Here is a 15,036-nt window from a genome sequence, read left to right on the forward strand (position 1 = left end):
GCCGCCGAGTTCGTCCTCGATATGGATCCGGATGATGTCGTCGAACGTCTTCTCGGCCGTGGTGAATCCAAGCTTCAGCGCGCGGTCGGTGGCGAAATCGCGCGGCCAGCCCGAGACGATGCTGATGATGGTCGGATCAGGCACCCGCTTGATCCGCGCGGTAACGTTCTTGCCGGCGACGCGCTCTAGCGACGCGATCTGCTCGCCGACGGTGACGGACATCCCGGGCATGCTGAGATTGCGCCGCGGCCCCATCGCATTGAGATCCATGGTGCCGGCGTGGACCAGAAAGCCGACCGCCGATTTCGGCGAGGCGTGCCAGTGCCGGACGTCCTCGGAGACCGGCAGCACCGCCTCCTCACCCGCCAGCGGCTCGCGGATGATGTTGGAGAAGAAGCCGGACGCCGCCTTGTTCGGCTTGCCCGGACGCACGCAGATTGTCGGCAGGCGGATCGATATCCCGTCGAGCAGGCCCTTGCGGGTGTAATCGTTGATCAGGAGCTCGCAGATCGACTTCTGCGTACCGTAGCTCGTCAGCGGCGTGTGGAAGAACTCGTCGCCGATCTTCTCGGGGAACGGCGCGCCGAATACCGCGATCGAGGACGTGAACACCAGCCGCGGCTTGTAGCCGCCGCCGACGGCGCGGATGGCGTCGATCAGATAGCGGGTGCCGTCGAGGTTGATCCGGTAGCCCTTGTCGAACTCGGCTTCCGCCTCGCCCGAGACGATCGCGGCGAGATGGAAGATCACCTCGGGACGTTCGGCGATCAGTGGCGCCGCGGCCCCGGCATCGGCGAAATCGGATGCGACCACATTGACGGGGATCGAGGCGTTCGCAGGCTTGGCCGGCGCGACCACGTCCTGCAGCGTCATCCGGGTGATCTCCTGCTTGCCGAGGCGGCCCTCGCGCAAGAGACGCTTGGTCAGCTTGCGGCCGACCATGCCGGCGGCGCCCAGAATCAGAATGTGCACGACCCTGCTCCTTTTCTTGTCTTGTTCGAATTCAGCTGCGGGCCTTGCGCGCTCATTCCTTCACGGCACCCGTCATCGCCGAGACATAATGCTCTACGAAGAACGCGTAAAGAATAACCAGCGGCAGCGAGCCGCATAGCGCCCCTGCCATCAGGGACCCCCAGCGATAGATGTCACCGTCAACGAATTCGTTGACGATGGCGACCGGCACGGTCTTGTTCGGGGTCGATTGCAGGAACGTCAGCGCATAGATGAATTCGTTCCAGCACAGGGTGAAGCAGAAGATGAAGGCCGAGATCAGGCCGGGGACGGCGAGCGGCAGCACGATCTTGATCAGGATCTGCCAGCGGCTGGCGCCGTCGATCAGTGCGCATTCCTCGAGTTCGAACGGAATGGTCTTGAAATAGCCCATCAACAGCCAGGTCGAGAACGGAATCAGGATCGTCGGATAGGTCAGGATCAGCGCCAGGGGCGAGTCGAACAGGCCGTACTGGAACACGACGGTCGCGAGCGGAATGAACAGGATCGACGGCGGCACCAGATAGGCCAGGAAGATCAGGCCGCCGACGACGTTGGCGCCCTTGTAGCGCAGCCGCACGATCGCATAGGCCGCGAGCACGCTCGCGATAATCGACAGCACGGTGGCGCCCACCGCCACATACATCGTGTTCCAGAGCCAATGCGGATAGTAGCTCTCGAACAGCAGCTTGTGGATGTGCTTGAAGGTCGGATTCCAGGTCCAGAACGGATTGTACTTGTCGAGGTCGAGCAGTTGCTCGTCCGGCTTGATCGCCGTCAGCCCCATCCAATAGAACGGGAACAGCAGGATGATCACGATGATCGACAGCGGGATGTAGAGCGTCACGATCCGCCGGGGCACCGATTGCAGGTAGCTCATGCCCTCGCTGTTGTCGACGCGCGACGGCGTCGACAGGATGCTCTTGAGGTCGACCTTGGAGGCGGGAAGATCAGTCATTGCTCTCTCCCTGCTGCCACTTCCTGCGTTGCAGGCCGAACCATGACACCATGATCGCGGCGAGCAGGAACGGGATCATCGCGCTCGAGATCGCGGCGCCCTCGCCCAGCTGCCCCGCGATGATCGCGCGCTGATACGACAGCGTCGCCATCAAATGAGTGGCGTTGACCGGGCCGCCGCGGGTCATCGCCCAGATCAGCTGGAAGTCGGTGAAGGTGAACAGCACCGAGAACGTCATCACGACGGCGATGATCGGCGTCAGCAAGGGATAGGTGATGTAACGGAACATCTGCCAGCGTGAAGCGCCATCCAACGTCGCCGCCTCATACAGCGAAGGCTGCACGGTTTGCAGGCCCGCCAGCAGCGTGATCGCGACGAACGGCACGCCGCGCCAGATATTGGCGAAGATCACGCAGATCCGGGCCCAGGTGGTATCGCCGAGGAAATTGATGTTCTGGGTGATCAGGCCAAGGTGCTTCAGCGACCAGGAGATGATCGAGAACTGGGAATCGAAGATCCACCAGAACGCCAGCGCCGACAGCACGGTTGGCACGATGAAGGGGATCAGCACCGCGGCGCGCAACAGCGCCTTGAACGGCATGCGCTCGTTGAGCAGCAGCGCCAAATAGAGCCCGACCGCGAACTTCACGGCGCTCGCGATGAAGGTGTATAGCAGCGTGTTGAAGACCGACAGCCAGAAGATGGCGTCGTCCCACAGCCATTCATAGTTCTCGGTGCCGATGAAATGACCGACGCGGCCGATGCGGGTGTCGGTGAAGGACAGCCAGATGCCGAGCCCCAGCGGATAGGCCAGGAAGAAGATCAGGAACGCCAGCGCCGGCAACATGAACCAGAAGCCGAGCCAGTTCTTGTTATGGCGGAGCTGATCCCAGGCGGTCGCTTCGCGGATTTCGGTTTTCGCACGTCGCGGCGCAAGGGCGATGTCAGCCATAGGCGATGTCCCGATTGCTCAACGGATTGAGCATGACTACGCAATATTCCAATGATGGCATTCCAATGATGACGCGGGCGGCGGCGCTCCGCCGCCCGCGGCCATCACATCAGCGATAGATGCGCTTCAGCTGCCGTTCGGCTTCCGCCATCGCGGCCTTGCCGTCCTTGGCACCGGTGCAGTAGTTCGCGAACATGTCGACCACGATGAAGTCGGCGATCGCGGTCGCGGCCTTCTCGCCGGGCGTGCCGATGCCGGAGGCCGGCAGCGCGCGCTTCGAGGCCTGGCCGAACACCGCGTTCTTCGGATCGGCGGTCCACACCGGAGCCGAGTCGTAGGCGTTCAGCGTATGGGTCAGATAGCCCCGCGCGCCGGTCAGCCACTTGTCGTAATTCTCCTTCTCCAGCATGAAGGCGACGAAAGCCTTTGCCGCGTTCGGATACTTCGTAAAGTTGAACGCGAGGATCGGAACCGCGAGCTGCAGCTCGGTCGGCTTGCCGATCGGCCCGACCGGCCACAGCGCGTGGTCGATATCGTCCGCGAGCTCCTTCTTGCTCGGGTCGTCCTTGGCGGCGATGTAGATCGAGATGCCGTTCGAGGTCAGGAATAGTTCGCCAGACAGGAACGCCTTGTTGTTGGAGGAGTCGTTCCAGGATGCGACACCCGGAATGAAGGTCTCCGACAGCGCCTTGGCATATTCCAGCGCCTTCATCGTCTCCGGCGAGTTGATGATGACCTTGTCGTCCTTGTCGACGGTCCAGGCATTGTGGCCCCAGAGGATGTTGTGCACCCAGGCATTGGCGTCGCCGGTGGCATGGCCAAGCGCGAATCCGGCCGGCGTGTTGTTCTTCTTCAGCGCCTTGCACAGTTCGAGATAGGCCGGGAAGTCGGACGGCACCTGCTTGAAGCCGGCCTTCTCAACCGCCGACTTGCGGTAGGTCAAATAGCCGCCGACGGTCGCGACAGGAATGCCGAGCCAGTCATTGCCCTTCTTGCAGGTTGTGGCGGCAGCCTCGGTCCACCCGCCGTACTTCTTGCCGAGATAATCGGCAACGTCGTTCATCGGGAGGACCTTGGTCGGAAACAGCTGCGGCAGCGTGTGCAGGCCCCAGGCCAGATCGAGGCCCGAACCGGTGTTGGCGGCGACGGAGGCTTTCGGCTGCACGTCCTCGAAGGATTCCGAGAACACATTCATCTCGGTGCCGGTCGCCGACTTGAAGGCTGCGACCATGGCGTTGAACGCATCGTCTTCCGACGGCACGAAGCGCTTCCAGCGCATCACGGTGAGCTTGGCGCCGGGCTCCGCCTTCCAGGGCGCGCTCTGCGCCCAGGCCTTGGCGAAGTCAAACAGCGCCGGCCCTGTGAGCATGCCGGTTGCAGCCAGCGCCGTGCCGCCCTGAAGTAGCGAGCGGCGAGTAAAATCGTGCATCGTCCTTCTCCCTATGATTGTGTTTTTATTGTTTTTGATCTGGCCTGTTGGTCGGCCATTAAGATCGATCGGTCCGTCAGCTGTTCAGTCGTTTCCCCGTCGAATCGTCGAACAGATGGACCAGCGACGGATCCGGCTTGAGCCGAACCTTGTCGCCTGGGTTGAACAGATGGCGCTCGCGGAACACGGCGACGACCTGCTCGCCGCCGAGCTTGGCGAACACCTGGGTCTCCGAGCCGGTCGGCTCGACGACCACGATCTCGGCCTCGGCGCCGTCATCGGCGATGGTGAAGTGCTCGGGCCGCACGCCGTAGACCGCGGGTTGGCCGTCGGAATTGGCCGGCGCCGATTTCAGCGGCAGCCTGACGCCGTTCGGTCCCTCGAAATAGGCGGCGCCGTTCACCTTCACATTGCCCTTGAGGAAATTCATCGCCGGCGAACCGATGAAACCAGCCACGAACTGGTTCGCCGGCGTGTCATAGAGCTCGAGCGGCGAGCCCATCTGCTCGACGATGCCGTCATGCATCACCACGATCTTGTCGGCCATGGTCATGGCCTCGATCTGGTCGTGGGTGACGTAGACGGTCGTGGTCTTCAGCCGCTGGTGCAGCTCCTTGATCTCGGTGCGCATCGCAACACGCAGCTTGGCGTCGAGGTTCGACAGCGGCTCGTCGAACAGGAACACCTGGGGATCGCGCACGATGGCGCGGCCCATCGCGACGCGCTGGCGCTGGCCACCCGAAAGCTGGCGAGGATAGCGCTCGAGCAGCGGCGTCAGTGCGAGGATTTCCGCAGCGCGCTTGACGCCGGTCGAGATCTCTTCGGGCTTGGCGCCGCGCAGCTTGAGCGAGAAGCCCATGTTGTCGGCAACCGTCATGTGCGGGTAGAGCGCGTAGTTCTGGAACACCATCGCAATGTCGCGCTCTTTGGGCTGGACATTGTTGACGACGCGGTCACCGATCGAGATCGTGCCGGAGGTGATATTCTCGAGCCCCGCCAGCATGCGCAGCAGGGTCGACTTGCCGCAGCCGGAGGGGCCGACCAGAACGACGAACTCGCCGTCCTCGATCGGGATCGACACGCCGTGCAGAACCTCAAAATTGCCGAACGATTTCCGCACGTCGCGAATCTGGACCGACGACATCCACTTCCCTCCCTCAAGTTCCCGACGACGTACGACGAGTGCCGCCACCGCTCTGTTTTGTTCCGGCCGCGCTGGGTGCGCGGCGCTGTTGGACTGGCGTTATTGTCCGCAGTTTATCCGGTTTTGGCAATCGTTCGATTAGCAATCGCTTGGTAGCGCTGTCAATATCAGTTTGTCTGCGACGAACGTCGTGATATGAGCGGCAAATGGCCCGAAAGCGCATCACGCCAGGCAAGATCCGGCTCGCCGAAGTCGCGAAGCTCGCCGGTGTCAGTCCGATTACGGCCTCACGGTTCTTCAGGAATCCGGAAGCACTTTCGGCCGGCAAGCGCGCGCGGGTCGAAAGTGCGGCAAAAGAGCTCGGCTACGTGCCCAATCTCGCGGCACGCGCGCTTGCGTCGCAGCGCACCGAGGTGATCGGTGTCCTGATCCCGTCGCTGACCAACAACGTGTTCTCCGACGTGCTTCGCGGCATCTATGATGCGCTCGACGGCAGCCGCTACAGCATTCAGCTCGCCAACACCCGCTACAGCATCCTGCAGGAAGAGCGCCTGCTGCGTCTGTTTCTGGCACAGAAGCCCGCCGGGCTGATCATTACCGGCATCAACCAGACCGCCGATTCCCGCCGCATCATGGAGACGGTCGATTGTCCGATCGTCCAAATCATGGAGGTCGGTCCCTCCCCGATCGACATGATGATCGGATTCTCGCATTTTGACGCCGCAAAAGCGGCCATCGCCCACCTGCTCGCGCAAGGCTACCGGCGGATCGGATTCCTCGGCGCGCGGATGGATCCGCGGGTGCAGCGCCGGCTCGACGGTTATCGCTCCGCGATGACCGACACTGGGCTGTTCGATCCACAGCTTATTGTGACAACGGCGATCCCAACCTCGGTCACGCTCGGCGGGACGCTGTTTGCCGACCTGCTCGCCAAGGCGCCCGACATCGATGCGGTGTTCTGCGTCAATGACGACCTTGCGCTCGGCGCGCTGTTCGAATGCAAGCGCCGGCACATGGCGGTGCCGGAGCAGATAGCGATCGTCGGCTTCAATGACCTCGAATTCATGGCGTCGAGCGAGCCGACCTTGAGCAGCGTGCGCACCAATCGATACGAAATGGGCAGAAACGCTGCCGTGATGGTTATCGAGACGCTGGAAGGGCGCCGGCCCGCCGAACCCGTCGTCGATCTCGGCTTCAGTGTCATGGAACGGCAAAGCTCGGCGCGACGCAATTGACGTCGCCCGGCAGCTGCCCGTCATAAGGGACGCGAAAAATGATAAAATGATAGCGCAACCAAGACCCTTCAACTAAGGTCCAATCCATCACACGAAACACCTGTGCGTGATCGGTCGGGTTTGTAATGCACGACGATTTGCGCAAGGTAGAAACGACGTTGAACCAGAGCCCTTGAATGGGCCCACCAGTTTGCATTGCGGGAGAAATCAATGACAAAATCCCCCACCAACGGGCACGACGCCGCAGGCGCGACCAGCAAGGGCAAGGGCCGCAGGCTCCGCTCCCAGGAATGGTTCGACAACCCGCACAATCCGGGCATGACAGCGCTCTATCTCGAGCGCTATCTCAACTACGGCCTGACGCGAGAGGAATTGCAGTCCGGCAAGCCGATCATCGGCATCGCGCAGACCGGCAACGACCTGTCGCCCTGCAATCGGCATCACCTCGAGCTCGCGCACCGCGTCCGCGAGGGCATCCGCGCCGCCGGCGGCATCGCCATGGAGTTTCCCACCCATCCGATCCAGGAGACCGGCAAGCGCCCGACCGCGGCGCTCGACCGCAACCTCGCCTATCTCGGCCTGGTCGAGGTGTTGTTCGGCTATCCGCTCGACGGCGTGGTGCTGACCACCGGCTGCGACAAGACCACGCCGGCCTGCATGATGGCGGCGGCGACCGTCAACCTGCCGGCGATCGTGCTGTCGGGCGGCCCGATGCTGAACGGCTGGCACGAAGGCCAGCGCACCGGCTCCGGCACCGTGGTGTGGAAGGCGCGCGAACGGCTCGCCGCCGGCGAGATCGACTATGAGCAATTCATCGAGATCGTGGCCTCCTCGGCCCCCTCGGTCGGCCATTGCAACACGATGGGCACCGCCTCCACCATGAACTCGCTCGCGGAAGCGCTCGGCTTCTCGCTGCCGGGCTGCGCGGCGATCCCGGCGCCGTATCGCGAGCGCGGCCAGATCGCCTATGAGACGGGAAAACGCATCGTCGACATGGTCTGGGAGGATTTGAAACCGTCGGACTTCCTGACGCGCGAGGCGTTCGAGAACTGCATCGTGGTCAACTCCGCGATCGGCGGCTCGACCAATGCGCCGATCCATATCAATGCCCTGGCGCGCCATGTCGGCGTCGAGCTGTCGATCGACGACTGGCAGAAATACGGCCATGACGTCCCGCTGCTGGTGAACATGCAGCCGGCCGGCTTCTACCTCGGCGAGGAATATCACCGCGCCGGCGGCGTGCCCTCGGTGCTGCGCGAGCTGATCAAGCACAAGCGCATCCACGAAGGCGCCCTCACCGTCAACGGCCGCACCATGGGCGAGAACTGCAAGGAAGCACCTGCGCCCGACGGCGACGTGATCTGGGGCTACGACAAGCCGCTGGTGAAGGACGCCGGCTTCATCGTGCTGCGCGGCAATCTGTTCGACTCCGCGATCATGAAGACCAGCGTGATCTCGAAGGAATTCCGCGATCGGTACCTGTCCAATCAGAAGGACCTCAATGCCTTCGAGGGCCGCGCCATCGTGTTCGAGGGGCCGGAGGATTATCACGACCGCATCGAGGATCCCGCGCTCGACATCGATGAGCACTGCATCCTGTTCGTCCGCGGCACCGGCCCGATCGGCTATCCCGGCGGCGCCGAGGTGGTGAACATGCAGCCGCCCGCCGCGCTGATCAAACGCGGCATCCTGTCCCTGCCCTGCATCGGCGACGGAAGGCAGTCCGGCACCTCGGGCTCGCCCTCGATCCTCAACGCCTCGCCCGAGGCCGCGGCCGATGGCGGGCTCGCGATCCTGAGGACCGGCGACAAGGTGCGCATCGACCTCAACAAGGGCAGCGCCAACATCATGATCTCGGAGGATGAGCTGCGCACCCGCCGCGCCGAGCTGAAGGCCAAGGGCGGCTTCCCGCATCCGGCCAACCAGACGCCGTGGCAGGAGCTCTACCGCAAGACCGTCGGCCAGCATGCGACCGGCGCCTGCCTCGAGCTCGCGACGCGCTACCACGACATCGCCGGCAGGGTCGGCGTGGCGCGCGATAATCACTAGGACGCAAACCGTCATTGCCGGGCGCGACCCGGCAAGCCATCGTTCCTCGGAAGATGGATGCGCGGGTCAAGCCCGCGCATGACACGCCAAATCGCCAAAGAAGGAAGAAACGCATGTCAGACCGCCTGAAGGGCAAACGCGCATTCGTAACCGCAGCGGCCGTCGGCATCGGCCGCGCCTGCGCGCTGGCCTTTGCCCGCGAGGGCGCGACCGTGTTCGCGACCGATATCGACGAAGGCAAACTTGCGCTGCTCAAGCAGGAAGGCGTCGCCGAGGTTGCGAAGCTCGACGTGCGCGACACCGCAGCCGTCGAGGCAATGGCAAAACGCGCCGGCAAGACCGACATCCTGCTCAATGCCGCGGGCTTCGTGCATCACGGCACCGCCCTGGAGTGCTCGGACGACGACTGGGACTTCTCCTTCGACCTCAACGTCAAGTCGATGCACCGCACCACGCGCGCTTTCCTGCCCGGCATGCTGGCGCAGGGCGGCGGCGCCATCGTCAACATCGCCTCCGCCGCCGGCGCGGTGAAGGCGGCGCCGAACCGCTACGTCTATAGCGCCACCAAGGCCGCGGTCGCGGCACTGACGCGCTCGGTCGCGGCCGACTTCATCGCCAGGGGCATCCGCTGCAACTGCATCTGCCCCGGCACCATCGAGACGCCTTCGATGCTTGAGCGTGCGGCGGCTGCCGGCCCTCAGGGACGCGAGATGTTCGTTGCGCGCCAGCCGATGGGCCGGCTCGGCACCGCCGAGGAAATCGCCGCGCTCGCCGTCTATCTTGCCAGCGACGAAAGCTCGTTCACGACAGGCGTCGCCCACGTGATCGACGGCGGCTGGACGCTTTAACTCTAACCTCTCCCCGCTCTTCTGCGAGGAGAGGTCGGATTGCGAAGCAATCCCGGTGAGGGGCAAGGCACGACATCTCCGCCAACGCATGTGGAGACAACCCCTCACCCCACTCCTCTCCCCGCAACAGCGGAGCGAGGGAGCCGACTTCCGCCGCGGCAGCATCTGAGGAAAACGTCAAAGGACAAAGCAATGAACAAGATCGATCTGAACGGGCGCTGTGCCGTCGTCACCGGCGGCGCGCAGGGATTTGGCCGCGCCATCACCGAGCGCTTTGTCGCGTCGGGCGCCAAAGTCGCGATCTGGGATTTCGACCAGCCGCTGGCCGAGAAGACCGCGCGGGCGATCGGCGAGAACGTGATCGCGATCAAGACCGACGTCACCAATCCCGACGCGGTCGACGCCGCGCGTGATCAAACGCTGCGCGCGTTTGGCAAGATCGACATTCTCGTCAACAACGCCGGTATCACCGGAGCCAACAAACCGGTATGGGAAACCGATCTCAACGACTGGCGCAGGGTGATGCGCATCAATCTCGAGGGTCCCTTCATCTGCTGCAAGGCGATCGTGCCGACCATGATCGGCCAGAAATACGGCCGCATCGTCAACATTGCCTCGATCGCCGGCAAGGAAGGCAATCCGAACGCCGCGCATTATTCGTCGTCCAAGGCGGGCCTGATCGCGCTCACCAAATCGCTCGGCAAGGAGCTCGCGCAGCACGACGTCCTGGTCAATGCGGTGACGCCGGCTGCAGCGAAGACCGCGATCTTCGACCAGATGACGCAAGCGCACATCGACTTCATGCTGTCGAAGATCCCGAAGGCCCGGTTCGTGCAGGTCGAGGAGCTCGCCTCGATGGTGGCATGGCTGGCGTCGGAGGATTGCGCCTTCTCCACCGGCGCGGTGTTCGACATCTCCGGCGGCCGCGCGACCTATTAGCTCGCCGCTCGCCTCGCCGGCTGCCGCAGCGCCGCGACGAGATGATCGGCCAGGAGTGACGCCGCGTGCGACAGGTTTTGCGCGCGATGTAGCCGTATCTCGGCCCGCGGCAGCTGCGGCATGCCGTCGCGCGCGGTCAGCCGACGCAGCGTCGGCGGAAACGTCCCCGACTTGACCACGGTCACGGCGAGGCCCTGCGCCGCGATCGCCTCGACCGCGGACAGGCCGTGGCTGACAAAGGCGAGCCGCCACGGCCGGTTCGCCTGGTCCAGCGCCTGCATCGCCCAGCTCCGGAACAAGCAGCCCTGCGGATAGAGCGCGACCGGCAGCGGATCGAGCTCCTCGACGCGATGCGCGGCGCTCGCGGCCCACACCGCCGGCTCGGTGCGCAGCAACTCGCCCTCGCCGCGTCCCTCAGGGTGCATCGCGATCACGAGGTCATAGGCTTCGCCGAGCCGATCGGTCATTGTCGACGTCAGCCCCGTCTCCATCTCGACATGGATCAGCGGATAGCCGGCGATGAAGTCCTTGAGCAGCGGCGGGACGATCATCGTCCCATAGTCGTCCATCACGCCGAGGCGAACCCGCCCATCCGTGCCGTGCGCGCGCACCCGGCCGACCGCCTCCGCGTTGAGGCTCAGGATGCGGCGGGCATAGCCGAGCAATCCCTCGCCTGCCGCACTCAGGTCGACACTTGACGTGCTGCGGTGAAACAGTTCGGCCTGCAGCCGCTCTTCTAGCCGCTTCACCTGCATGCTGACGGCGGATTGGGTCCGGTTCAGCGCCGAGGCCGCGCGGGTGAAGGAGCGATGCTCCGCCACCGCGACAAAGGCCTGCAGAAGATCCGGGTCCATGATGGGCGCGTTCATAACGATCTGTGATTTAGTTGATCAAATCTATTCCATTCCCTGATTATGTCCCCATCCCTAGATTGTGCAAGCAAAACCAAGGGGCGAACGGAATGGGCGAGATCTGGGGGGTGTTGGCGGCGGTGGCATCGAGCGCGCTCGGCGGCACTTCGATCGGGGCGACGCGGTTTCTGGTCGGCGCCATCGACCCGCTGGCGATCGGCGCGTTCCGCTTCGGCATCGGCGTCCTGCTGCTGCTGCCGCCGGCACTGCTGCAACACCGGAGCTGGCCGACGCGGCACGACTGGCTCGGCGTTGCCGGCCTCGGCCTGCTGTTCTTTGCGGCGTTTCCGGTCCTGTTCAACGCCTCATTGATCTTCACCACCGCCGCGCGCGGCGCGCTCGCGCTGTCGACACTGCCGCTGCTGACCATGCTGGTCGGCGCAGCGCTGGGCGCCGAAGCGCTCACCGCACGCAAAACCGCAGGCGTCCTGATCACCATCCTCGGCGTCTCGATGGCGCTGCTCTCCGGCCTCGCCACGGCGCCACCCGGCGCCTGGCGCGGCGACCTCTTGATGGTCGCAGCCGCGCTGTGCATGGCGCTCTACAGCATCTGGTCAAAACCCTATATCCGCCGCTCCGGCCCGATCCCCTTCACCACGCTCGCGATGGCGGCCGGGTCTGTTGTCCTCATAACAGCGTCGCTGCTGCGCGGCAGTTTTGCGCCGGTTGCCGATTTCGGCGCGCCGCAATGGTTCGGCGCGATCTATCTCGGCGCCTTCGGCGCCGCGCTCACCTTCTATCTCTGGGCCCTCGCGCTGGAGCGGACGACGCCGACCCGGGTGGCGATCTCGGTCACAATCAATCCGATCGCGGCATCGCTGGTCGGCGCCGCTCTGCTCGGCGAGCCGCTGAGTTGGAATCTGGTGGCCGGCATCGTCACCGTTTTTGTCGGCATCTGGATCGCGACCACCCAGCCGCCGCTGGCGCACGCGGTCGCCCCCGACATGCGCTGACCTGCGGCAACGCTCGCCAGCAAGGCCTTCAGCGAATCCGTGCTAGCCTGAGGTCCGGTCCCAGCGAACCCGAGGCGGCACGCCATTGAACATCTCCCTCTATGACATCTCCGTCTGGGTATTGCCGGTGGTCATTGCGATCACGTTTCACGAAGCCGCGCACGGCTTCGTCGCGCATCGGCTTGGCGATGACACCGCCTGGCAGCTCGGCCGCGTCAGCTTCAACCCGCTGAAGCACATCGATCCGTTCGGCACGCTGATCCTGCCTGCGGTGCTGCTGTTCGCGCATTCGCCGTTCCTATTCGGCTACGCCAAGCCGGTGCCGGTGAACTTCCGCAAGCTCAATCATCCCAAGCTCGACATGGTGTGGGTGGCGCTGGCCGGCCCGGCCACCAACATCATCCTGGCGATCGCCGCGGCGCTGGCATTCCACGCGCTGCCACTGGTGCCCGCCGATGCCGCAAAATGGACCGCGGACAACCTGAAAAACGCCTTCCTGATCAACATCGTGCTCGCGATCTTCAACATGATGCCGATCCCGCCGCTGGACGGCGGCCGGGTCGCAGTCGGGCTGTTGCCGCGGCCGCTGGCGATCCCGCTCGCCCGGCTGGAGCCCTACGGCATGCTGATCCTGATCGGGCTGTTGATCCTGCTGCCGGTGATCGGCCAGCAGGTCGGCCTAAATCTTGATGTTATTTCAACGATACTGCGAACTCTGACCGGCTATGTAATCAACGCCCTTCTCCTCATTACCGAAAACACATAGCCTTGATCTGCGCACGACCCGATCGAAAAACCGGTAGCCATTTTTCCGGGTCGCGCGTTGAGGACAGGAACGCTTCGAGGCCATGGTGATCAAAGCTGCCGATATGCTGATTGCACGACGCGCCGACACCCGCGCGCGGGCCGACTTTGCGACCTGGAAGATGATGGCGAAGCTGAACGGCGCCTCCGCCCTACCGCCCGAGGCGCAGAATTTCCTGGCCATTTACAACAAGCTGCTGGGACAGATGAGCGAAGCCGACGCCGGCGAGGCAACCATCCAGGAGATGTACCGCACCTATTATGTCGAGATGGGCGGCGCCGGCAAAGCGCCGGAGGTTCCGGCGCGCTCGCGCGAGCCCGTCGCCGACAATGGCAACGTCACGACGTTCCGCCGCCTGCCCGCCAAGAAGGCGAGCACCTCCGACCCGAACGCCAAGCGTTCGATGCCGGTGGCACTGATCTTCGCCTGCCTCGTCGTGGTCTACGTCGCGATCCGGTACTACTGGAAATAGCGCCGTCCGCGCTTCACCCTATCCGCGTTTGATGATCGACCTCCGCACGCCGCGGCATCCCGTCGCGCGTCACCGGCTGCGCAACCGCCGTGGCGTGGAATATCGCGCGCGAGCGATCACGCCAGCGCCCTAGGCGATGCGCCCGATGCCGGGCATAATGCGGAACTCAAAAAGCAAAATCATACTGGAGGGAAGATGAAGCGTTCCATTGCAGCCTCGGTCACGACGGCCCTGGTCATGACCACGAGTCTTGCGTTCTGCGGCGGTGCGTCGGCGCAGACGATGGACAAGGTCGCCAAGGTCGGCGCGCTCGGCGATCAGTCCGGCCTCTATCAGGATATCGGTGGTCCCGGCTCGACGGTGGCGGCGCAGATGGCGATCGAGGATTCCGGGCTGCTGGCGAAGGGCTGGAAGATCGATCTGATCTCGGCCGATCATCAGAACAAGCCCGATGTCGCGGTCAACATCGGCAAGCAGTGGATCGATGTCGAGAAGGTCGACGTGTTCGTCGATCTCGCAGCCTCCAATGTCGGGCTCGCGATTGCCAACCTTTCGAAGGAAAAGAATGTCGTCAACCTGAACTCGGGCTCCGCCTCGTCCGACCTCACGGGCGCGCAGTGTTCGCCGAACACGGTGCACTGGGTCTATGACACCTACATGCTCGCCAACGGCACCGGCAAGGCGCTGGTGAAGTCCGGCGGCGACACCTGGTTCTTCCTCACCGCGGACTATGCGTTCGGCCAGGCGCTCGAGCGCGACACCTCGGCGGTGGTCACCGCGAATGGCGGCAAGGTGCTCGGCAGCGTCAAGCATCCGCTCAACAATGCCGACTTCTCGTCCTTCCTGCTGCAGGCGCAAAGCTCGAAGGCCAAGATCGTCGGGCTCGCCAACGCGGGCGGCGACACCACCAACGCGATCAAGCAGGCCGCGGAATTCGGCATCGTCTCGGGCGGCCAGCGGCTTGCCGGCATGCTGCTGTTCATCACCGACATCAACGCGCTCGGCCTCAACGTCGCGCAGGGGCTGAACTTCACCGAGACGTTCTACTGGGACATGAACGACCAGACCCGTGCTTTCTCCAAGCGCTTCATGGAGCGCTTCAAGAAGAACCCGCCGACCATGGTGCAGGCCGGCGTCTATTCGTCGCTGATCCACTATTTCAAGGCGCTGGAAGCGCTCGGCGGCAATCCGCATGACGGCCGCGCCGTGGTCGCCAAGATGAAGGAGCTACCGACCGACGATCCCCTGTTCGGCAAGGGCTCGATCCGCGTCGACGGCCGCAAGATCCACCCGGCCTATCTGTTCGAGGTGAAGAAGCCGTCCGAGTCGAAATATCCGTGGGACTATTACA

14 protein-coding genes are annotated in these 15,036 nt (G+C 64.0%); 8 read left to right on the top strand and 6 right to left on the bottom strand.

What is annotated here, in order from left to right:
* The 5 genes from denD to AKL29_RS27695 all read right to left on the bottom strand — a co-directional run.
* The coding region (gene denD, locus AKL29_RS27675) for a D-erythronate dehydrogenase (protein WP_050386384.1) at positions 1-972 on the bottom strand (972 nt) is incomplete at its 3' end.
* Between the two features lie 52 nt (positions 973-1,024).
* Complete coding sequence (locus AKL29_RS27680; RefSeq protein WP_016847193.1) at positions 1,025-1,948, bottom strand: carbohydrate ABC transporter permease; 924 nt, start codon at positions 1,946-1,948, stop codon at positions 1,025-1,027.
* Entirely contained in the window at positions 1,941-2,900 is a 960-nt protein-coding gene (locus AKL29_RS27685; RefSeq protein ID WP_050386358.1) for a carbohydrate ABC transporter permease, read from the bottom strand. Before AKL29_RS27685 ends, AKL29_RS27680 begins: the two co-directional genes overlap by 8 nt.
* A 109-nt stretch (positions 2,901-3,009) precedes the next feature.
* Positions 3,010-4,329 (bottom strand): ABC transporter substrate-binding protein, encoded by a 1,320-nt coding sequence (locus tag AKL29_RS27690; protein WP_050386359.1) that lies wholly within the window; start codon positions 4,327-4,329, stop codon positions 3,010-3,012.
* Between the two features lie 76 nt (positions 4,330-4,405).
* Entirely contained in the window at positions 4,406-5,473 is a 1,068-nt protein-coding gene (locus AKL29_RS27695) for an ABC transporter ATP-binding protein (protein ID WP_050386360.1), read from the bottom strand.
* 206 nt (positions 5,474-5,679) lie between these two features.
* Between AKL29_RS27695 and gntR the strand changes: the two genes are divergently transcribed.
* From gntR to AKL29_RS27715, 4 genes are all read left to right on the top strand, one after another.
* Positions 5,680-6,708 carry an HTH-type transcriptional regulator GntR gene (gene gntR, locus AKL29_RS27700; protein WP_050386361.1) on the top strand — a complete coding sequence of 343 codons (1,029 nt, stop codon included), beginning with the start codon at positions 5,680-5,682 and terminating at the stop codon, positions 6,706-6,708.
* 210 nt (positions 6,709-6,918) lie between these two features.
* The gene (locus AKL29_RS27705; protein WP_050386362.1) at positions 6,919-8,757 is read left to right on the top strand and encodes an IlvD/Edd family dehydratase; all 1,839 of its coding nucleotides are present in this window, start codon (positions 6,919-6,921) and stop codon (positions 8,755-8,757) included.
* 113 nt (positions 8,758-8,870) lie between these two features.
* Positions 8,871-9,605 (top strand): SDR family oxidoreductase, encoded by a 735-nt coding sequence (locus AKL29_RS27710; RefSeq protein ID WP_050386363.1) that lies wholly within the window; start codon positions 8,871-8,873, stop codon positions 9,603-9,605.
* Positions 9,606-9,797: 192 nt separating this feature from the next.
* Positions 9,798-10,544, top strand: coding sequence for an SDR family NAD(P)-dependent oxidoreductase (locus AKL29_RS27715; RefSeq protein WP_050386364.1), 747 nt, complete (start codon positions 9,798-9,800; stop codon positions 10,542-10,544).
* On the opposite strand, the gene AKL29_RS27720 is transcribed toward AKL29_RS27715, so the two are convergent.
* Positions 10,541-11,413: a LysR substrate-binding domain-containing protein gene (locus tag AKL29_RS27720; protein ID WP_050386365.1), complete on the bottom strand. Its 873-nt coding sequence runs from the start codon at positions 11,411-11,413 to the stop codon at positions 10,541-10,543. The two genes, AKL29_RS27715 and AKL29_RS27720, sit on opposite strands and share 4 nt — an antisense overlap.
* Before the next feature lie 92 nt (positions 11,414-11,505).
* On the opposite strand from AKL29_RS27720, the gene AKL29_RS27725 reads away from it, so the two are divergent.
* The 4 genes from AKL29_RS27725 to AKL29_RS27740 form a co-directional block, all read left to right on the top strand.
* The gene (locus tag AKL29_RS27725; protein WP_050386366.1) at positions 11,506-12,408 is read left to right on the top strand and encodes a DMT family transporter; all 903 of its coding nucleotides are present in this window, start codon (positions 11,506-11,508) and stop codon (positions 12,406-12,408) included.
* 85 nt (positions 12,409-12,493) lie between these two features.
* On the top strand, positions 12,494-13,174 hold the full coding sequence (locus AKL29_RS27730) for a site-2 protease family protein (protein ID WP_050386367.1): 681 nt from the start codon (positions 12,494-12,496) through the stop codon (positions 13,172-13,174).
* Positions 13,175-13,277: 103 nt separating this feature from the next.
* On the top strand, positions 13,278-13,685 hold the full coding sequence (locus tag AKL29_RS27735) for a hypothetical protein (RefSeq protein ID WP_050386385.1): 408 nt from the start codon (positions 13,278-13,280) through the stop codon (positions 13,683-13,685).
* Between the two features lie 195 nt (positions 13,686-13,880).
* On the top strand, positions 13,881-15,036 hold a 1,156-nt coding region (locus AKL29_RS27740; RefSeq protein ID WP_244482461.1), incomplete at its 3' end, for an ABC transporter substrate-binding protein.

This window comes from Bradyrhizobium pachyrhizi, from assembly GCF_001189245.1.
In the GTDB taxonomy this organism is placed as follows: Bacteria; Pseudomonadota; Alphaproteobacteria; order Rhizobiales; family Xanthobacteraceae; genus Bradyrhizobium; species Bradyrhizobium pachyrhizi.